The organism is Nitrospirillum amazonense (genome assembly GCF_007828045.1).
Lineage (GTDB): Bacteria > Pseudomonadota > Alphaproteobacteria > Azospirillales > Azospirillaceae > Nitrospirillum > Nitrospirillum amazonense_C.
On the sequence record NZ_VITN01000005.1, the window covers coordinates 296022 to 314877 of the forward strand.

18 protein-coding genes are annotated in these 18856 nt (G+C 67.5%); 12 read left to right on the forward strand and 6 right to left on the reverse strand.

What is annotated here, in order from left to right:
• Positions 1-2: 2 nt before the first annotated feature.
• From FBZ89_RS11060 to FBZ89_RS11070, 3 genes are all read right to left on the reverse strand, one after another.
• Positions 3-974 (reverse strand): glycosyltransferase family 2 protein, encoded by a 972-nt coding sequence (locus FBZ89_RS11060; protein WP_145750031.1) that lies wholly within the window; start codon positions 972-974, stop codon positions 3-5.
• 25 nt (positions 975-999) lie between these two features.
• Entirely contained in the window at positions 1000-2685 is a 1686-nt protein-coding gene (locus tag FBZ89_RS11065) for a hypothetical protein (protein WP_145750032.1), read from the reverse strand.
• A gap of 89 nt (positions 2686-2774) precedes the next feature.
• On the reverse strand, positions 2775-4082 hold the full coding sequence (locus FBZ89_RS11070) for a pentapeptide repeat-containing protein (RefSeq protein WP_244909264.1): 1308 nt from the start codon (positions 4080-4082) through the stop codon (positions 2775-2777).
• 545 nt (positions 4083-4627) lie between these two features.
• On the opposite strand from FBZ89_RS11070, the gene ffh reads away from it, so the two are divergent.
• From ffh to rplS, 5 genes are all read left to right on the forward strand, one after another.
• Positions 4628-5983: a signal recognition particle protein gene (gene ffh, locus FBZ89_RS11075; protein WP_088872013.1), complete on the forward strand. Its 1356-nt coding sequence runs from the start codon at positions 4628-4630 to the stop codon at positions 5981-5983.
• A gap of 72 nt (positions 5984-6055) precedes the next feature.
• Complete coding sequence (gene rpsP, locus FBZ89_RS11080) at positions 6056-6406, forward strand: 30S ribosomal protein S16 (protein WP_145750033.1); 351 nt, start codon at positions 6056-6058, stop codon at positions 6404-6406.
• A 120-nt stretch (positions 6407-6526) separates the two neighbouring features.
• On the forward strand, positions 6527-7186 hold the full coding sequence (gene rimM / locus FBZ89_RS11085) for a ribosome maturation factor RimM (RefSeq protein ID WP_145750034.1): 660 nt from the start codon (positions 6527-6529) through the stop codon (positions 7184-7186).
• A 4-nt stretch (positions 7187-7190) separates the two neighbouring features.
• On the forward strand, positions 7191-8027 hold the full coding sequence (trmD, locus tag FBZ89_RS11090) for a tRNA (guanosine(37)-N1)-methyltransferase TrmD (RefSeq protein WP_145750035.1): 837 nt from the start codon (positions 7191-7193) through the stop codon (positions 8025-8027).
• A 43-nt stretch (positions 8028-8070) separates the two neighbouring features.
• On the forward strand, positions 8071-8457 hold the full coding sequence (gene rplS, locus FBZ89_RS11095) for a 50S ribosomal protein L19 (protein WP_040848023.1): 387 nt from the start codon (positions 8071-8073) through the stop codon (positions 8455-8457).
• A gap of 146 nt (positions 8458-8603) precedes the next feature.
• Here the strand turns inward: rplS and FBZ89_RS11100 are convergent, their stop codons facing one another.
• Positions 8604-9590, reverse strand: a complete 987-nt coding sequence (locus FBZ89_RS11100; RefSeq protein WP_211115192.1) for a LysR family transcriptional regulator — start codon at positions 9588-9590, stop codon at positions 8604-8606.
• Positions 9591-9650: 60 nt separating this feature from the next.
• Between FBZ89_RS11100 and FBZ89_RS11105 the strand changes: the two genes are divergently transcribed.
• From FBZ89_RS11105 to FBZ89_RS11115, 3 genes are all read left to right on the forward strand, one after another.
• The gene (locus FBZ89_RS11105; protein ID WP_145750036.1) at positions 9651-10205 is read left to right on the forward strand and encodes a hypothetical protein; all 555 of its coding nucleotides are present in this window, start codon (positions 9651-9653) and stop codon (positions 10203-10205) included.
• Positions 10202-11191: an NAD(P)H-quinone oxidoreductase gene (locus FBZ89_RS11110; RefSeq protein ID WP_145750037.1), complete on the forward strand. Its 990-nt coding sequence runs from the start codon at positions 10202-10204 to the stop codon at positions 11189-11191. Before FBZ89_RS11105 ends, FBZ89_RS11110 begins: the two co-directional genes overlap by 4 nt.
• A 122-nt stretch (positions 11192-11313) precedes the next feature.
• Positions 11314-11748, forward strand: coding sequence for a hypothetical protein (locus FBZ89_RS11115; RefSeq protein WP_145750038.1), 435 nt, complete (start codon positions 11314-11316; stop codon positions 11746-11748).
• A 5-nt stretch (positions 11749-11753) separates the two neighbouring features.
• Here the strand turns inward: FBZ89_RS11115 and FBZ89_RS11120 are convergent, their stop codons facing one another.
• Both FBZ89_RS11120 and FBZ89_RS11125 read right to left on the reverse strand, forming a co-directional pair.
• The gene (locus FBZ89_RS11120; protein WP_186457301.1) at positions 11754-13448 is read right to left on the reverse strand and encodes a peptide ABC transporter substrate-binding protein; all 1695 of its coding nucleotides are present in this window, start codon (positions 13446-13448) and stop codon (positions 11754-11756) included.
• A gap of 149 nt (positions 13449-13597) precedes the next feature.
• Positions 13598-15475 carry a sensor histidine kinase gene (locus tag FBZ89_RS11125; RefSeq protein ID WP_145750040.1) on the reverse strand — a complete coding sequence of 626 codons (1878 nt, stop codon included), beginning with the start codon at positions 15473-15475 and terminating at the stop codon, positions 13598-13600.
• Between the two features lie 375 nt (positions 15476-15850).
• On the opposite strand from FBZ89_RS11125, the gene fdxA reads away from it, so the two are divergent.
• From fdxA to moaB, 4 genes are all read left to right on the forward strand, one after another.
• A complete protein-coding gene (gene fdxA, locus FBZ89_RS11130) occupies positions 15851-16189 on the forward strand; it encodes a ferredoxin FdxA (protein WP_004272685.1) in 339 nt (112 codons plus the stop codon).
• A gap of 387 nt (positions 16190-16576) precedes the next feature.
• Positions 16577-17077, forward strand: coding sequence for a CarD family transcriptional regulator (locus FBZ89_RS11135; protein ID WP_040845774.1), 501 nt, complete (start codon positions 16577-16579; stop codon positions 17075-17077).
• Positions 17078-17255: 178 nt separating this feature from the next.
• Positions 17256-18071, forward strand: coding sequence for a metallophosphoesterase family protein (locus FBZ89_RS11140; RefSeq protein ID WP_145750041.1), 816 nt, complete (start codon positions 17256-17258; stop codon positions 18069-18071).
• A gap of 69 nt (positions 18072-18140) precedes the next feature.
• On the forward strand, positions 18141-18677 hold the full coding sequence (gene moaB / locus FBZ89_RS11145; protein WP_145750042.1) for a molybdenum cofactor biosynthesis protein B: 537 nt from the start codon (positions 18141-18143) through the stop codon (positions 18675-18677).
• Positions 18678-18856 lie beyond the last annotated feature (179 nt).

The following is an 18856-nucleotide window of genomic DNA, read 5'->3' on the forward strand; positions in this document are numbered from 1 at the left end:
GCTCAGCCCCGGCCCAGCGGGGCGAAATCCGGCGCCGGGATTTCCAGGTAGCGCAGGCGCTTCATCTCCCGCCGGCCGCGGGTGACCGTGTCCAGGATCAGGCCGCAGGTCAGCGACAGGAAGGCCAGGGTCATAAGGCCGGTGGCCAGCACCGCCGTGGGCAGGCGCGGCACCAGGCCCGTCTCCACGAAGGTGACGAAGATGGGAATGCTCAGGATGACCGACAGCAGCGCCAACAGGATGGCGGCGACGCCGAAGAACAGCATGGGCCGCTCTTCCTTCACCAGCTTGGTGATCATCCACAGGATGCGCATGCCGTCCTTGTAGGTGGACAGCTTGCTAACCGACCCGGGCGGGCGGTCCTTGTAGGGGGTCTCCACCTCTGCGATGGGCATGCGCAGTTCCAGCGCGTGCACCGTCAGCTCCGTCTCCGTCTCGAAGCCGCCGGCCAGCGCCGGGAAGGATTTCACGAAACGGCGGGAGAAGACGCGGTATCCCGACAGCATGTCGTTGGTGCGCTTGCCGAAAATGAAGGTCACCAGGCCGGTCAGCAGCATGTTGCCGAAACGATGGCCGGGGCGGTAGGCGGCCTCGATCTCCGTCACGCGGGCGCCGTTCACCATATCCAGCTGCTCGGTCACCAGCCTATCGACCAGGGCCGGGGCGCTGGCGGCGTGATAGGTGTCGTCGCCATCGACCATGACATACACGTCCGCCTCGATGTCGGCGAACATGCGGCGCACCACATTGCCCTTGCCCTGCAGCGGCTCGGTCCGCACCACGGCGCCGGCGGCGCGCGCCACCTCCACGGTGCGGTCCTTGGAATTGTTGTCGTAGACGTAGACGGTCGCGTCCGGCAAGGCCGCCTTGAAATCGGCGACCACCTTGGCGATGGCGGCTTCCTCGTTATAGCAGGGCACCAACACGGCCACGGTGGGTTTGCGGCCGGGCAGGGAAGCGGTGGTATCGACCATCGCGCGAAATCCTTGGAAATAGGCGTTAGTTCACGGGGTTCATATCACGGTCCGCCGCAGGCTGCAGCGGTATGATGCGGCACAGCATCATCGGCTCGTCCAGCGTCGAGGTGACAGGCTGGCAGGGTTCCCCGGCGCCCTTGAGGCCATAGCGTGGCAAAATCTGGTCCATCGTCCACGTCTCCCAATGCGCCAGCAGCAGGTAGAAGTCGTCGCCGTTGGCGATGCCCTGGTCGATGCGCTGGCGCATCTGGCGGTTCAGCAGGATGTCGCCCTGGTCGGGATGGATGAAATAGCTCTGCAGCCGCAGGAAGGGGATCTGCGGCGGGAAGCCGGGGATGAGGAAGCTGGTGGGGGCGTAGCCGGTCATCAGGATGACGGTGTGGTCCGGCCGGGGAAGGACGGGCGCCTGCACCTCGGACACCTTGGCGCTGAAAGGCCGGTCGCCCCAGGGCACGCGGGCCCAGGTGCCCGACTGGCCGGTGGCGGCCAGCAGCAGCAGCAGGACGGCGGTGACCAGGCCCCGCGCCCGGGCCGGCGCCGGCCACAGGGCCACGGCCGCCAGGATCAGCACGGGCGCCAGCATCTCCAGCGGGATCAGGTAACGGTAGATGGCGAACAGCTTCAGCCACACCAGATAGCTCAAGCTGCCGGCCAGCAGAAGGTAACGCCGGGCGCGGGCCGGGCCGGAGGTGTCCACCATGGGCCCCTCGGCCGCGAACTGCCCGCGCAGCCAGCGGACCAGCGCCACCAGGCCGGTCAGCAGCAGCACGACATAGGCCACCAACACGCGGTAGTCGCGGAAGATGATCTCGCCCACCAGCTTGGGATCCAGGGCCCAGGCGAAGGGGAACAGCGCGGCGGCGACGGGACCCTTGGGGATGAACTTGTCATCGCGGTAGGGGTCGGGCGTGCCCCAGGGGGAATGGAAGACGTTATTGAAATAGGGGAACAGCGGGTTCTGGAAGTGGCTCCACAGGAACCACATCCAGTGGCCGGAGAAGATCGCCATGCCGGCCAGCACGCCCAGCCCGAAGAAGAAGGCCAGGAACAGGCGGCGCCAGGGCGTGCCGCCGGCCGCCAGGAAGGCGGCGCAGGTGCCCACGGCGAAGACGATGGTGGGCTGTTTCAGTCCCACGCCGCTGCCCACCAGCAGGCCTGCCAGCGCCACGCGGCGGAAGGCCGGGCCATTGGGCGCGCTCCAAGCCGCCCCTTCCCCGCCCATGGCCACCAGGATGCCGCCCAGGACGAACAGGCTGATGACGTTGTCGTAGAAGGTGGTGCCCAGCAAGCCGACCTGGCCGCCACCGACCATGCCGCAAACGGCCACGGCCAGCGCCACCAGGGCGCGGCGGCGTTCCGGCGTCGCCGAACGCTGCACCGTCCAGGCCAGGCCGTACAGCGGCATCAGGTTGGCGCCCTGGATGCTGCCCAGCAGGAATTCCACCATGCGGGCGGGCAGCACCTGGGCGGCCATGAAGAAGGGCAGGTCCAGCGTGGGGTTGTAGAAGCTGGCCACCTGGGCCGGCGCCACGTCCATGCCCCAGCGCCCGGTCAGGAAGGCGTAGGCGTTGTACCAATGATAGTTGCGCAAGTCCCAATTGCCGTCCTGGCCCAGCAGCACGGCCCACAGGCCGAACAGGAAGGGGCCCGCCAGCAGCAGGCAGAGCGCCAGGCGGCGGGCGGAGCGGTCTTGTGTGGGCAGCAGCATGGGCGTCCGGCAGGCAGGAATTGGCGGGCGGCGGATTAGGCTACAGAAGTGTCAGGAAACTAGGGCGAAACTAGGTCGGTGACAGCCGATCAGTGCACCATGCCGACCACGTCGGCCATGTCCGCCCCATCCAGGTCGGTGTTGGCCAGATCGACGTCGCGCAGGTCGGCCCCCGCCATCTTGGCGTCCGACAGCTCCGCATCCTTCAACACCGCCCCCACCAGCGAGGATTGGGACAGGACCGCCCGCTTCAGCATGGCGCCGGTCAGGTTGGCGCCATCCAGGCGGGCGCGGTGCAGGTTGGCGCTCCACAACCGCCCCGTGGAGCTTTGAATCAACACAGGCCCCAGGTCGGCCCGCACCAGCTGCGCACCGTTCAGGGTGGCGCGCTCCAGCGAGGCGCCGCGCAGGTCGGCACGGCTGAGGTTGGCGTCGCGCAGGTCGGCCAGCGACAGGTCGGCCATAGGCATCGAGGTGCCCACCAGATTGGCCTTGCGCAGGCAGGCGCAGTGCAGCAGGGCGGCCGACAGGTTGGCGCCCGCCAGGTCAACGCCGCTGAGATCCAGGCTGGACAGGTCGGCCCGAGCGCCCTCGCGGCCGCCCGTCTCCACCCATTCGGAATGCAGGACCAGCATGGCGGACAGGTCCAGGCCGGCATCCTCGGGCGTGGGGGCGTGTATGCCCTCCAGCACCTCTTCGGCGCGGCGCGCGTTGTCGTCCAGGATGGTGCCCATCATCAAGGCACCGGCGAATCGGGCCAGGCCCAGTTCCGCCCCCGTCAGGTCGGCGCCATGCAGCTTGGCGCCCGTGAGATTGGCGCCCGTCAGGTCGGCGCCCTTCAGGTCGCAGCCGGTCAGGTTGGTGTTGGTCAGGTTGGCGCGCGCCATCTTGGCGCCGCGCATGATGCAGTCCGTCAGATCCGACTGCACCAGGAAGGTGTTGGACAGCTTGGCCCGGCTGAGGTCGGCGCCCACCACGGTGGCGCATGACAGTTCCGTCTGCACGGGCACGGCGTCGAATTCGTGGGGGGTGATGCTGCCGTCCTTGCGGACGTGCATGATGGTGCCTTCGCGCAGGTCGGCCTCGGCCATGGAGGCCTGGTTCAGCACGGCGCCGCGCATGCAGGCGCCGCGCAGGTCGGCCCGGCGCAGGTCGGAGCGTTCCAGGTTGGCCAGGCGCAGGTCGGCGGCGTACAGCGACGCCCCCGTCAGGACGCAATCCACCATGCGGGCGCCGAACAGCTTGGCACCCGAGAAATCGGCCTCGGCCAGGTTCAGACCGGACAGATCCATATGCGAAAGGTCACGCAGCTTGAAGCTGGCACGCACGCCCCCAGGCTGCTTCGTCAGAAACGCCCGATGCTTGCCAACAATCGCCAGCAACTCCGTCTGGCTCATCCTGGACCGTTCGGGTTCGGCATTTCTGCCGGACGACATTGACATACAAGCCTCCGCGGGGCCGGTCCCCCCCGCAATTCGAATCCGCCACGGAATGGCGCACTACGCAAAGACTACCCCGATAACCCGTTCATACCTTATCTTAAAGGCGGGCTGGAAGAGGGGGCGCGCACCCAAAATGAGTCTCTAGGCGAAATAGCGGGCATACCACCCCGTCTATTACAGGTGTACAGGCCGTTGACAACGCCCGTTTTTGGTTAGGGGCCCGCCGCCGTCCAGGCGCGACATCGCCGTTACCATCACCGCCTTGCTGCGGGGCGTCCTTGACTCCAGAAGCATTGACAGACGCCCTCCACAGGTCTAGATAGCCCCACCTCGGCCCTGGATCCGTCAGATCCGGGACTGAGACCGCATCCCGCGCCAAGGCGCGACGCCAGTCCACGAGTTTCGTGCACTGGCGCTTTTCGTTTGGGCAAATGGGCTTGAACGGACGCTTGGACTAGGGGGCGGGATGAAGATCGGAACGGCAATGGCCAGGACGGGTTATGTTTGACGGCTTGACAGGACGGCTCGGCGATATCTTCGACCGGCTGCGTCGGCGCGGCGCCCTCACCGAAGAGGACGTTGGTGCCGCGCTGCGCGAAGTGCGCGTGGCCCTGCTCGAGGCCGACGTGGCCCTGCCGGTGGTCAAGTCCTTCATCAACGGCGTGAAGGAAAAGGCCGTCGGGCAGGAGGTGCTGCGCTCCATCACCCCCGGCCAGATGGTCATCAAGATCGTCCACGACCATCTGGTCGAGATGCTGGGCGAGCAGAACGAGGGCATCAACCTCAACGCCGAGGCGCCGGTGCCGGTGCTGATGCTGGGCCTGCAGGGCTCGGGCAAGACCACCAGCACCGCCAAGATCGCCCGCCTGCTGAAGACCCGCGAGAAGAAAAAGGTGCTGATGGCGTCGCTGGACACGCGACGCCCGGCCGCCCAGGAACAGTTGCGGGTGTTGGGTGAGCAGGTGGACGTGGCCACCCTGCCCATCGTCCCCGGCGAAGACCCGGTGACCATCGCGCAGCGCGCCATGCGCGTCGGCCGCCTGGAAGGCTATGACGTCGTCATGCTGGACACCGCCGGCCGCCTTGCCATCGACGAGGAGTTGATGGACGAGGTCGTGCGCATCCGCGACGTGACCAAGCCGGTGGAGAGCCTGCTGGTGGTGGACGCCATGACCGGCCAGGACGCCGTCACCGTCGCCACCAACTTCAATGACAAGGTCGGCGTCACCGGCATCGTCATGACCCGCATCGACGGCGACGCCCGGGGCGGCGCCGCCCTGTCGATGCGCCAGATCACCGGCCGCCCCATCAAGCTGCTGGGTACCGGCGAAAAGATCGACGCGCTGGAGGCCTTCCACCCCGACCGCATCGCCGGCCGCATCCTGGGCATGGGCGACGTGCTCAGCCTGGTGGAGAAGGCCGCCGAGACCATCGACCGCGAGGAAGCCGAGAAGCTTGCCGCGAAGATGGAGAAGGGCAACTTCGACCTGGACGACATGCTGTCCCAGCTGCGCCAGATCCGGAAGATGGGCGGGATGGGCGGCATGCTGTCCATGCTGCCCGGCGTGGGCAAGATCAAGGACCAGCTGTCCAAGGCCAACATCGACGAGCGCATGCTGAAGCGTCAGGAGGCGATCATCACCTCCATGACCCAGAAAGAGCGCCGCGACATCAAGATACTGAACGCATCGCGCCGGCGCCGCATCGCGCTGGGGTCCGGGACCACGGTGGCCGACGTCAACCGGCTGCTGAAGCAGTACCAGGACATGGCCGACATGATGCGCAAGTTCAAGAAACTGGGGAAAAAGGGCCTGATGCGCCAGGGCCTGTCGGCCCTGATGCCCAAGGGCCGCTGATCCCCCGGTCAAGTTTGAGTATCCGCGTTTCACCATCATCTTCAGTTCAACATCAGAGTCAGGAAGTAAGAAATGTCCCTCAAGATTCGTCTGGCCCGCGGTGGCGCCAAGAAGCGTCCGTTCTACAGCATCGTCGTGTCCGACAGCCGTTCGCCCCGCGACGGCAACTTCATCGAGAAGATCGGCACCTACAACCCGATGCTGCCGCGTGAGCATGCCGAGCGCATCACCCTGAAGGAAGAGCGCGCCCGCCACTGGCTGTCCGTGGGCGCCCAGCCGACCGACCGCGTCGCCCTGTTCCTGGGCCGCGCCAACATCATCGAGCTGCCGAAGGTCCGCGAGACCCCGAAGAAGTCCGCCCCGAAGGCGAAGGCCCAGGAGCGCGCCAAGCTGGCCGCCGCTGCCGCCGGCAGCGAGGGCTGATTGGCCTGGGGCCGGCTCGCTGTTGGTTGGCCGGCATGCAGGTTGACGGGTTGCGACGGGGGCGGGTGACCGCCCCCGTTCAGCTTTTCCGCCGTTTACAGTCTTCCAGAGAGCATCGTTATGGAAACCGCCACGCGCATCTGCGTCGGGCAGTTCGTGGGCAGCCACGGGGTGCGCGGCCGCGTCAAGGTGAAGAGCTACACGGCTGTGCCGGAGTCGCTGTTCGCCTATGGCCAGCTGACCGACGAATCGGGCGCCCGCGCCTTCGCCCTGACCATGACCGGCATGGGCAAGGATCACTTCCTGGCGGAATTGCAGGGTGTGCGCGACCGTGACGCCGCCGACGCGCTGAAAGGCACGCGGCTGTACATCAACCGCGACCAGCTGCCGGCCACCGACGACGAGGATGAGTTCTACCACGCCGACCTGATCGGCCTGGTGGCGACCACCGCCGACGGCGAGCCCTTCGGCGAGATCAAGGCCATCTATGACTTCGGTGGCGGCGACATGCTGGAGATCGCGCATGCGGCTTCCGGCAAGATGGTCTCCCTCCCCTTCACCCGCGCCGCCGTTCCGGTGGTGGATGTGAAGGCCGGGATCGTCACGGTGGAACCGCCGGCCGGCCTGTTCGAGAAGGTCAAGCCCACGCCGGAGGAATTGGCCGAGATGGAAGGCGGCCCCGCCGCCGACGAGGCGGCAGCCGCTGGGTGCGAAGAGGCCATCGCCACGGAAGAAGACGCGCCCGAGGCCCACGCGGGCCATGGTGACGAAAGGGCCTGAGTCCATGACGGCCGGCTGGCATGTGACGGTGCTGACCCTGTTCCCGGAGATGTTTCCGGGACCGCTGGGCATGAGCCTTGCGGGGAAAGCGCTTGAAAATGGCACCTGGTCGCTGGAATCAGTGGACATCCGGTCGTTCGCGAGCGATAAACACCGCTCCGTGGACGACACCCCGTTCGGCGGCGGACCAGGCATGGTCATGCGGCCCGACGTTCTGGATGCAGCGCTGACCGCCAGCTGGTCGCGATTGAGCCAGGACCAGAGGGAACGGGGCCGGGCGATCTACCTCTCGCCGCGTGGACGTGTGCTGGACCAGGCGCTGGTACGGGAATTCGTATCGGCACCCAGCCTCACAGTGTTGTGCGGGCGGTACGAGGGGGTGGATGAGCGGGTCCTGGAAGCGCAGGGCCTCGAGGAAGTGAGCCTCGGGGATTTCGTGCTTTCCGGGGGTGAGCCCGCGGCGCTGTGCCTGATCGACGCCTGCGTCCGGCTGTTGCCGGGCGTCATGGGCAACGTCGAGACGGCGGGCGAAGAGAGTTTCGAGCGGGGATTGCTGGAGTATCCCCACTATACGCGGCCGGCCGTCTGGCAGGACCGCGCGGTGCCCGAGGTTCTACTCTCCGGGCACCATGAGAAGGTGAAAGCCTGGCGGTTGGCCGAGGCGGAGCGCATCACCAGGGACCGGCGACCGGACCTGTGGCAGCGCTACGAGGAGAGCCGGCCCAAGGTCGAAGCCAAGAGCCGCCGTCGGCGCAAGCCGAAGGGCGGTTCGCCCCTAGAGGATGGCGTTTCCCTGGTGGAGCCCACCGCGGAAACGGCGCCTGTGCCAAACCTGGATTGACCGCCGTGAGGCTGGCCATTGTCATCATGTGGAGTTGAGTGCCATGAACATCATCCAGAAGCTCGAGCAAGAGCAGATTGAAAAGCTGACCGCCACCCGTGCGGTCCCGGAATTCTCCCCGGGCGACACCGTGAAGGTGAACGTGAAGGTCGTCGAAGGCTCGCGCGAGCGCGTGCAGGCCTACGAGGGCGTCGTCATCGCCCGCCGCAACGCCGGCGTGAGCTCCAGCTTCACCGTCCGCAAGATCAGCTACGGCGAAGGTGTGGAGCGTGTGTTTCCGCTGTACAGCCCGCGCCTGGACAGCATCGAGGTCATCCGCAAGGGTGACGTGCGTCGCGCCAAGCTGTACTACCTGCGTGATCGTCGCGGCAAGTCGGCCCGCATCTCCGAGCGCACCACCGGCCGCGGCATGAACAACAAGGACGCCTGAGGCGCCCTGTTGTGAGCCCAGGCGGCAGCCTCCAGGCGCCGCCCCGGTCGCACGCTTGATCGTAGTACCAAGACACCCGCCGGGCAGCACGTCCGGCGGGTGTTTTCGTTTGGGAATCGGCGTTCTGGGGGAGAGTCGGGCGGCGGTCATGGTTCCCAGACAGGCGGGCAGCCGATCGAGGATCGCAAGCCATCTATAAAGGCGCGCAGCTTGGCCGATGGCTCCGGCAAGGCCCTGAGCAGGAAGATGCCCTGAGGATTCCCGGCCCAGGGCTCCCCATCCAGCGCAAGCCGCTTGAGGGCACCGGCGCGCACGTCCGGCCCGACCACCCAGCTGGGAAGGAAAGCCACCCCCACGCCTTCCAGGGCGGCAAGCCGTAGCGCCTCGAAATCGTCGGACCGGAAAACCACCTCGCCGCAGCCAGGCTGGCCCGCTGCGTCGCCCAGCATGTCGGCCCAGCCCAAGAGGTCCGCCCCGTGCAGCTTGTCGAGCAAGCTATGGGCGCGCAAATCTTCGACACGCTCGGGCACGCCATGACGATCCAGGTAACCCGGAGCGGCGACTGCCAACCGGGATTGATCGGCAAGCTTGGTGGCGATCAAGGCGCTGTCGGCGAGATGCCCAATGCGGATGACGGCGTCAAGGCGGTCGCGCGCCGGGTCCGCCAGGCGCTCCGTCAAATCCAGTTCCACCGACAGGCCGGGATGGCCCCGCATCAGGGCCCCAACCACCGGGAGAACGTATCGCTTGCCGAAGGTGGGAAAGCAGGCGACGCGCAGAACGCCGGTGATCGCCCCATCGAACGCGGCGATTTCGGCATGGACGTCGACAAGATCGTCGATCAAGCGCTGGCCGCGTTCGAACAACCTCTCCCCGGCATCCGTCATCGCCAGCGCGCGGGTTGAACGCACCAGCACCCGCACGCCCAGGCCATGCTCCAAGGCATCGATCTGCCGAACGATGGCCGAGGGCGTCACGCCCCGCCGCCGCGCGGCACCCGAGAAGCTTCCGGCCCGCACAACATCGACGAAGACGGCCACCAACTCGGCGAACCTCGGGTCCTTCATCTTTGCTCCGTAGGCAAAGCCATTTCGAGAAATGGCCGCGTTATCATCCGTCGTCCCTGGCCGCATGGTTGGGCTCATCGGCGTAGTGCGTCGCCCACCGAGCCAACTCAATCAGGAGACACCATCATGGTCACTGTCCTCAATCGCATCCTATCCCAATCCGCGTATAGCCATGAAGTCGATGTTCCGATTGAACAAATCGACATCGCCGACTGGCTGTTCACCCTGCCTGAGGCGGAGTACCTGCGGTGTTGCGCGCCCGATCATATCGCCGCCGGGGTGACCACCACCGACGATGGCCGGCGCATGTCCATCAATGTCGAGATGATCGGAACCGGCCTGGTGGTGCAGCACTATGTGGCCGAGGAGGCGGGCAAGACTTACTGCCGCATGAACTCGATCTCGGACGTTTTCACCGCCAACGGACGTACCCAAGTGAACGTGGTCTGGGAATTGATGGCCGAAGCGATTGAAGGTAATCGCACCCGGTATACCAACCGCGTGACCGCTCACCCGACCGATGCCTTCATGGATTTCCTGGCCAAGCATGGCATCGCCTATGAGGAGGCTGCCGCAGCGCGCCAAGCTGCCGGCGGCGACCACAACCGCCGCGAAACTCCCTTGTTCGCCGAGAGCATCGCCCGTCGTGCCCTGGCCAATGCCAATGGGGCGGTATCGTGAGAGCCATCGCCTATGACCGCTTCGGCCCGCCGGAGGTGCTGCGGCTGGTTGAAGCGCCCGCGCCGCGGCCGCGCCCCAATGATTTGCTGGTTCGGGTCGCCGCAGCGGGGGTCAACCGGGCCGATCTGATGCAACGCGCCGGCTTCTACGGCAACCAGGCCTTCGGCGACAGTCACTTGCTGGGTCTTGAGCTCGCTGGCGAGGTCATCGAGGTCGGCCCCGGCATCACGGATATGCGGGTCGGGGATCGGGTGATGGCCATCGTCGGCGGCGGGGCCTATGCCGAGATCGCCCGGGTTGATCGCGGCATGGCTGTGCGGGTGCCGGATGGGCTGTCGCTGATCCAGGCAGCCGGGGTCATGGAGGCCTTCACCACCGCCTGGGAGGCAGTGGTGAACCTGGCCCGAGTCCAGCCTGGGCAGCAGGTGTTGATCCACGCGGCGGCTGGCGGCATCGGTTCAGCCGCCGTACAGATCGCCCGATCCCTAGGTGCCATCGTCTATGCCACGGCGTCGGCCCAGCGGGCGGCGGACGTGCGTGACCTGGGAGCCGCAGCCGTGATCGATTATCACGGCGCGGATTTCGAGGCGGAGGTTTCCCACCTCACGCAATCGGCGGGAGTGGCCGCGGTGATCGATTTCATCGGCGGCAACTATCTGGCACGGAACCTTAGAAGTCTGGCACGCGGTGGCACGCTGGTTCAGGTCGGTATCATGAGTGGCGACGCCGACACATCGATCCCACTCGATCTGGTGCTGCACAACCATCTCCGCCTCTTTGGAACGGTGATGAAATCACGGACGCCCGAGGAGAAGAGCGCCATGGTCGGCCGCTTCGCGGCAGGCGCCCTACCCCGCCTGGCAAGGAGGGAGATAAGGCCGGTCATCGACCGGATCTTGCCACTTGAGCGTGCCGCCGAGGCGCATCAAAAGATGGAAAGCGGCGGCGGCTTCGGAAAGATCATCCTTGCGGTCGGGGAAGGGTGACAGCTCGATCATACGGCAGCCGATCCGCCCTCAAAACGCCATGGTTCCGCCCCACGGCCGCCGCCGTCGGCGCGCATCCCTCGGCACGGATGGGACGCGCATAGGATGCGGAAGGGGGCGCCATGGCAAAGCGATGGTGGTGCGTGGGCGGGGCGTTGCTGGGACTGTCGGCCTGCACGACACCGGAACCGGGGCTGATCCCGCCGGCACCACCACCCCTGACGGCGCAAACCTTCGCGGGCCAGGCCGGAAGCGCGCGGGGCAACTACCCCGGCTTCCAGATCGACGAAACTTTTATGCCCCGCCCTCCCCTCACCGGCCCCTGCGCGGTGTTCGTGTGGGACCGGCCCCTGCCCGGGGGCTGGGCCTTGCGGGCCAAGTCCGCCTCCTGCCCCGATCCGGGCAAGCCCGGTTTCCAGTTGCCCATGGATTTGGGGCAGAGCTTCCTTCCGCTATCCGACAGCACGCTGGCCCATGGCTGGGACATGCCGCCGGAGCCCGACCGGCCGCCCACGGCGCCCGGCGCCCGCCTCCCCAAGGTGGACAGGGGGCCGTGACCGCCTCACGGCGTGAGATCCAGGAAGCGGGTGGGCGACAGATCCAGCGGGTTGGGGACCCAGCCGGTGACGCGGGGTGACACCAGGCGCCGCATGGTCTTGTGGAACAGGGGGATGACGGGCGTGTCGTCCATCATCAGCCGCTCCGCCCGGCGCAGCAGGCCGGCGCGGCGGCCGGGGTCGGGCTCGCCGTTCGCCTCCTCCATCAGGGCGTCGAACAGCGGGTTGCGGTAGCTGGCGTAGTTCTCCTGCCCGGCATCGCCGCGCATCAGCGCCAGGAAGCTGTTGGCGTCGGCGTAATCGCCGATCCAGGAAGCGAAGACCACGTCCTTGAAGGTCTTCGCGTTCGACTGGGCGGCCACGATGCGGAAGTCCTGGGCATCCAAGCGCACCTCCACCCCCAGCACGTCATGCCATTGCCGGGCCACCGCCACGGCCACGGCCTGCCAGTTGGCGCCCGTGGGGAACAGGAGGGAAATGGGCGGCAGCGTCCTGCCTCCCGGGCCGCCTCCCGGACCGCCCCCCGGACCGCCCCCCGGACCGCCCCCCGGACCGCCTTTGGAACCGGCACCGGGACCGTAACCGGCCTCCACCAGCAAGGCACGCGCATGCCGCTCGCGCTCGGCCTGCGGCTGGTCGCGCCAGGCGGGCCAGCCCGGCTCATAGCCGGTGATGCCCGGGCCGGGCGCCAGGCGCGGCACGTAGCTGTAGGCCGGCTGCTCCCCACCCAGCACGCGGGTGGCCAGCGCCTCACGATCGACCGCCAGGGTCAGTGCCTCGCGCAAGGCCGGTGAGGACTTCCACGGCTCATTGCGCAGGTTGAAGCTGATGAAATAGGTGTCGTAGGTGTCGCCGCTGACGAACGCCTCCTTCAGCGCCGACCGCGCCCACGCCACCTGGTCTATGGGTAGTTCGTAGGTGGTCTGCACCTGGCCGTCGCGGAACAGCCGCATCTCCGCCGCGCGATCCTCCAGGGGCAGGTCCCGCACCACGGCGATGGGAACCTTGGCCTGGTCGTAATAGGCGGGGTTGCGCACCAGGGTCAGGTGGTCGCGCGGCACGTTTTCCGCCAGCACGTAGGCGCCGCTGGAAACGTAGTGGCCGGGCTCCGTGAAGGCGTCGCCATGGGCCTGCACGCTGGCCTTCTGCACGGCGAACAGGGCCTGGTGCTGCAGCATGGCCAGGAAATAGGCCGTGGGCCGCACCAGTTCCACCTGGAAGGTGGTGGCGTCCAACGCGGTCACGCCCAGGCGGTTGACGTCCTTGATCGTCCCCTTGGTGATGGCCTCGCCATTCACCACGATCCACATGTAATAGGCGTAGGGCGCCGCCGTGCGCGGATCCGCCAGGCGGCGCCAGGAGAAGACGAAATCATCCGCAGTGACGGGCGTGCCGTCCGACCATTTGGCGTCCGCCCGCAGTTTGAAGGTGTAGATGCGCCCATCGGGGGAAATGGTCCAGCTCTCCGCCAGGGCCGGTCGGGCGCCGCCCCGTCCATCGGGGGCCAGCAACCCCTCCAGCAGGTCGTCGATCACCAGGCTTTCGGAGGAAAGGTCGGCGCGCTGCGGGTCCAACGTCACCGTCGCGCCGCCGATAGAGCGCACCAGCGTCTTGGCCGCCACCGCGCCGGACGGGGCCGCGTGGGCCACCGCATGCCACAAGGGGCCGATCAGCCCGGCGCAGCCGGCCAACAGCGCCAAGCGGGATGCCCAGACGCGGCAGCGCCCGGCCCGGCAATGCGACGATCCCCCCATATGCACGGCCCCCCAAAGCCCCAGCCCCAGTCCCTCCGGACCCGGGCCCCATCACGGTAGTGGCGTGCCCCCGCCGGGGCAAGCGCCAGCTGCCGTCAGCGAGCGGTGGACGCCGGGCCGATGGGCGCCAAGTCCACGGGCGCCGTCGGCGGGGCCGCGGCGGGCGGCTGGGGCGCCACCTTGGGCAGGCGCAGGAAAAAGCGCGTGCCCCGGCCGGGCGCGCTGTCCACCTCGATGCGGCCGCCCAGGGTGCGGGTCACCAGGTTGAACACGATGTTGAGGCCCAGGCCCGTGCTGCCGGCCCCACGCCGGGTGGTGAAGAAGGGATCGAAGATGCGGGGCAGGGCGTCGGCCGGGATGCCCTTGCCGTCATCGGCGAACAGGATCTCAACATGCTCCACCGGCGCCCGGCCGGCGGCGGGCGCCGGCGACGGTAGGGGGGAGACGGTGATGCTCAGGCGCCCCGCCTGCCCCGGGGCGTAGGCATGCAGCGTGGCGTTGACGATCAGGTTGGTCAGAACCTGGCTGAGCGCGCCGGGATAGGTGTCCAGCACCAGACCGGCCGGGCAGTCTATGGTCAGCACATGGCCTGGCCGCTTCCACTGCGGACCCAGGCTGATGGCGATTTCCTCCAGGTAAGGCTTCAGCGACAGCACCCGGCGTTCGTCGCTGGTCTGGTCGACGGCGATGTTCTTGAAGCTCTGCACCAGGCGCGAGGCGCGCCCCGCGTTGACGGTCATCAGGTTGGCCGTCTCTTCCACCAGATCCAGGAAATCCATCAGCGCCGTCCGGCGCGGCGGACCATTGGCAAGATCGTCGCGGAATTCCCGCAGGCGGTCGGCCAGGAAGGTGGCGGCGGTATAGCTGATGCCCACCGGCGTGTTCAGCTCGTGCGCCACCCCGGCCACCAGTTCGCCCAGCGAGGCCAGCTTTTCCGCCTGCACCAGGCTTTCCTGGGTATCGCGCAATTCCTGCAACGCCCGCGCGGTCTCGGCATGGGCCCGCGCTGTTTCCTCCTCATGGCGGTAGCGTTCGGTGACGTCGTTGTAGATCGACACCCAGCCCAGTCCCGGCATGCGGTTGCGGCGGAACTCGACGATGCGCCCATCCTCGCCGCCGATGTGGATGGTGCCGCTGCCCTCCGCCCGCTCCCCATCCGGCCGGCCCTCGGCCCGATAGCGCAGCAGCTGCCACTGCACCAGCAACTCCCGCTCCTCGTCGCTGGGGGTCAGCTGCTGCGGGCGGGCGGCCTGCAGGGCCAGCAGCCGGCCCAGCCACGGCACGGCGGCGACCGCCTGGGCATCGAACTGCGCGGGGTCCAGCCGGATGGCATCGTAATCACCCCGGCGGGACTGCCAGCGGGCAAGGTCCGGCATGTTGGGATAGGCGCGAATGATCTCATCCGTGGCGCCGCCGATGGCCGGCCAGTTGCGACTCCACACCACGAAATTGAAGCGCTCATCCATTACCATGAAGCCGCCCGGCACCGCCTCCATGGCGGCGCTGAGGATGGCGGACTTGCGCCGCAACTCCTCCTCCACCGCGCGGCGGTCGGTGATGTCGCTGTAGCTCAGCACGATGCCGCCGCCGGGGATGCGTTCCTCCACCGCCCGGTACCAGCGATCACCGATCAGCCCCTCGCGGGCGATGCCGCGCTGGGAAAGGCGGCGGGCGATGTAGGCTTCCGGGTCCGCTTCCGCCTGGGGCACCTGGCCGGCGGCAATGGAATGGCGCAGCAGATCCTCGAACCGCCACCCCAGGATGACGCCCGGCGCCGGCGAGCGGGGGAACATTTCATGATAGCGGTCGTTGGCGAACACCACGCGGTCGTCGGGCCCGAAGACGACGATGGCTTGGGAAAAGCGCTGCAGCACGGCGTAGAGCTGGGCCGCCATGGCCGGCGACGGTTCGGGTGCCGCCGGGCCCTGGGCCCGCGGGGCCTTGGACGGGTCAGTGTCGCCGTGCGCTGTCATGCCGTCCCTGATGCCTCCCGCTGTTTCCCGGGTATGGGGTCAGACTATCCGTTGAGAATAAGCAATTGCAATAAGACTTACTCTTTTTACGTGCATCGGCCGAAAGGCGCGGCACGGGCTTGCATAGGGTAGCCTGCACCAGACGCGACGCGGGGGCCAGGGCGACGCACATTGAACCTTGTTGCGCCCGCCCCACGCATGTTCTACCTCTCGCGCTGTCGTCCGGCGGCTATCCGGATGACGTAGGTTTCGCCGACGTTCGCGGGTGCTATACCCCTGGGCGATATCAGGCTATACGTGCCCCCGTGCCGCCCCGCTGGAGGCTGCCCCGACCCGGGCGCCTGGGGAACCGGGTTTTCAAGGAGAGTGCGAGCAATGCCGTATGTCGTGACCGAGCAGTGCATCAAGTGCAAGTACACCGACTGCGTGGAAGTCTGCCCTGTGGACTGCTTCTACGAGGGCGACAACATGCTGGTCATCCACCCCGACGAATGCATCGACTGCGGCGTCTGCGAGCCGGAATGCCCGGCCGAGGCCATCCTGCCGGACACAGACGGTCGCGCCGAGGAGTGGCTGGAGATGAACCGCCAGTACGCCGCCGCCTGGCCGAACCTGAACCGCAAGAAGGCGGCGCCCGCCGACGCCGACGCTTTCAAGGGCGTGCCGGACAAGTTCAAGACCTATTTCAGCGACAAGCCGGGCAGCGGCAACTGAGATTGGCATGAGGCGCCGCCGTCCCCGGGGCGCGCGGCGCTTTTTCTTACTCTTTCGGCCGGCCTGCCTAAATCTTCGGCGGCCCTTGCCCAAGACATGCGCGATTCGCATGTCCGACATCCTGGCCCATGCCAGGAACTTAAGTCGAACACGGTCTTGTCGATCTGTCATCGCACCGTCATATCGAGTATAGTCCTGGACGCGAGGATCGGCACGCCGTTCGCGAATGCTTAAGTGCGTGCCACGTTCCCCCAGCGCCTTCGTGCTGTTCGTCCCTTGTCGCGGCCCCATGCCGGGCCGACAGCGACCTTTGCATGCCGTCCCGGCGCCCAGGCCCGTCTTCCCCAAGGCGGGACTTTAAAAGCCGAATTGTGAGAGCCGATCCAAATGACCGATAAGCTCGATTTCGTCACTGGTGATTACGTCGTTTACCCGGCCCACGGGGTGGGACGCATCGTGGCCATCGAAAAGCACGCCATCGCCGATATGGAGGTGGTGCTGTACGCCATCACCTTCGAGAAGGAGCGGATGACGCTGAAGGTGCCGGTGATGAAGGCCAAGAACGCCGGCCTGCGTCGCCTGTCCAGCAAGGATCGGATCAAGGACGCGATGGAGACCCTGCAGGGCCCGTCCAAGATCAAGCGCATCATGTGGAGCCGCCGCGCCCAGGAGTATGAGGCCAAGATCAACTCCGGCGACCCCGTGTCCATCGCCGAGGTGGTGCGCGACCTGCACCGCGGCACCGACCAGTCCGACCAGTCCTACAGCGAGCGGCAGATCTACCACGCCGCGCTGGAGCGTCTGGCCCGTGAGCTGGCCGCCGTCGAGAAGATCGATGAGCGCAAGGCGACCGAGCGGCTGGAGGCCGTGCTGGCCAAGGCGGCCTAAGGGGGCGGCCTAAGCCATTCGCCGCGAGATCCACCGGTATCCGCCCATTGGGGGTACGGTTCGCTGGCATCACTATACTTAGTGGGAAAAGGGGTGATCGGGCTCGATCGCCCCTTTTTTCATGGGGCGGCGGCGCATACACTGGTCGGCAACTTCCTCTGCCGGTCTGACCCAACGCATGAACGAACAAGAGCGCTTTGTCGTGCTGGGCCGTCCACGGCGCATCTGGGCCGTGGGGGCGATCCATGGCGACGTCGACCGGCTGGCCGCCCTGCACGACGATATCGGCGCGCGTTTCCAGCCGGGCGACCGGCTGATCTACCTGGGCAACCTGATCGGCCGCGGCCCCCGCGTGCGGGACACGATGGACGAACTGTTGTCCTTCCGCCGCGCCGTCCTGTCTGTGCGCGGCGTCATCGTCAGCGACCTGGTCTATCTGCGCGGCGGGCAGGAGGAGATGTGGCAGAAGCTGCTGCAACTGCAGTTCGCCCCCAATCCCGCCGAAGTGCTGCAGTGGATGATGACCCAGGGCGTGGACGCCACGCTGGCGGCCTATGGCGGCAGCGCCTACCAGGGGGTGGCCGCCGCCCGCGACGGCGCCGTCTCGCTGGCGCGCTGGACCGGACAGCTGCGCGCCGCCCAGCGCATCGCCCCCGGCCACGACACCCTGTTCGCCGCATTGCGCCGCGCCGCCTATACCGAGCGGCGGCAGGAGCGGCTGCCCGAACTGCTGTTCGTCAACGCCGGCATCGACACCTCGCGGCCCCTGGCCGCCCAGGGGGACAGCTTCTGGTGGGGCGGCGGCGCCTGGTCCCGCATCGAGGGCCCCTACGCCGGCTTCGGCCGGGTGGTGCGCGGCTATGATCCCGGCCATGGCGGACTGGCGGCCACGCCCGCCACCGTGACCCTGGACGGCGGCTGCGGCTTCAGCGGCACCCTGGCCTGCGGCTGCTTCGGCCCCGATGGCGACCTGCTGGAAGTGGTCGAGGTCTGACCGTTCCACAGGTTGACGGCCGCCGCCCGCCTCCTCATGTAAGGGGCGACCCGAACAGGAGCCTTCCCCTTGTCCCGCATCGATGAAACCCGCCCTTTCCTGCCGGTGCAGATCGCCGTGATGACGGTGTCCGACACCCGCGACCCGGCGACCGACAAGTCCGGCGACACCCTGGTGGAGCGGCTGACCGGCGCCGGCCACGTGCTGGTCGGCCGCGCCATCGTGAAGGACGACCAGGCGGCCATCACGGACCAGCTGCGGGCCTGGATATCGGACCCGATGGTGGATGTGGTCATCTCCACCGGCGGCACCGGCCTGACCGGCCGCGACGTGACGCCGGAGGCGTTCGAGAGCGTCTATGAGAAGCGAATCGACGGCTTCGGTGAGATGTTCCGCACCCTGTCCTACGCCAAGATCGGCACCTCGTCCCTGCAAAGCCGGGCCACTGGCGGGGTCGCCGGCGGCACCTACCTGTTCGCCTTGCCGGGCAGCCCCAGCGCCTGCCGCGACGGCTGGGACCTGATCCTGCAGTACCAGCTGGACAACCGCTTCCGCCCCTGCAACCTGGTGGAGATCATGCCCCGCCTGCAGGAGCACCTTTCCTAAAGGCGGGGCCCCGGGGCCGCGTCGCCGTGCGATTTCGGTTAAGGGCGGCCCCCGCAGTTGAAGCGACGGGTGAAAACCTGTATCGATTCAAGGCCCGGCCGGACGCGCCTTTTCCACGCCGTCCAGCCCGTGGCCAGACGCGTCCCGGGGATCCTTTCCCAGGGGATATCGCCTACGGG

Coding starts and splice junctions, on each gene's coding strand:
- FBZ89_RS11060 (WP_145750031.1), bottom strand. CDS start 974: ATGGTCGATACCACCGCTTCCCTGCCCGGCCGCAAACCCACCGTGGCC.
- FBZ89_RS11065 (WP_145750032.1), bottom strand. CDS start 2,685: ATGCTGCTGCCCACACAAGACCGCTCCGCCCGCCGCCTGGCGCTCTGC.
- FBZ89_RS11070 (WP_244909264.1), bottom strand. CDS start 4,082: ATGAGCCAGACGGAGTTGCTGGCGATTGTTGGCAAGCATCGGGCGTTT.
- ffh (WP_088872013.1), top strand. CDS start 4,628: ATGTTTGACGGCTTGACAGGACGGCTCGGCGATATCTTCGACCGGCTG.
- rpsP (WP_145750033.1), top strand. CDS start 6,056: ATGTCCCTCAAGATTCGTCTGGCCCGCGGTGGCGCCAAGAAGCGTCCG.
- rimM (WP_145750034.1), top strand. CDS start 6,527: ATGGAAACCGCCACGCGCATCTGCGTCGGGCAGTTCGTGGGCAGCCAC.
- trmD (WP_145750035.1), top strand. CDS start 7,191: ATGACGGCCGGCTGGCATGTGACGGTGCTGACCCTGTTCCCGGAGATG.
- rplS (WP_040848023.1), top strand. CDS start 8,071: ATGAACATCATCCAGAAGCTCGAGCAAGAGCAGATTGAAAAGCTGACC.
- FBZ89_RS11100 (WP_211115192.1), bottom strand. CDS start 9,590: ATGCGGCCAGGGACGACGGATGATAACGCGGCCATTTCTCGAAATGGC.
- FBZ89_RS11105 (WP_145750036.1), top strand. CDS start 9,651: ATGGTCACTGTCCTCAATCGCATCCTATCCCAATCCGCGTATAGCCAT.
- FBZ89_RS11115 (WP_145750038.1), top strand. CDS start 11,314: ATGGCAAAGCGATGGTGGTGCGTGGGCGGGGCGTTGCTGGGACTGTCG.
- FBZ89_RS11125 (WP_145750040.1), bottom strand. CDS start 15,475: ATGACAGCGCACGGCGACACTGACCCGTCCAAGGCCCCGCGGGCCCAG.
- fdxA (WP_004272685.1), top strand. CDS start 15,851: ATGCCGTATGTCGTGACCGAGCAGTGCATCAAGTGCAAGTACACCGAC.
- FBZ89_RS11135 (WP_040845774.1), top strand. CDS start 16,577: ATGACCGATAAGCTCGATTTCGTCACTGGTGATTACGTCGTTTACCCG.
- FBZ89_RS11140 (WP_145750041.1), top strand. CDS start 17,256: ATGAACGAACAAGAGCGCTTTGTCGTGCTGGGCCGTCCACGGCGCATC.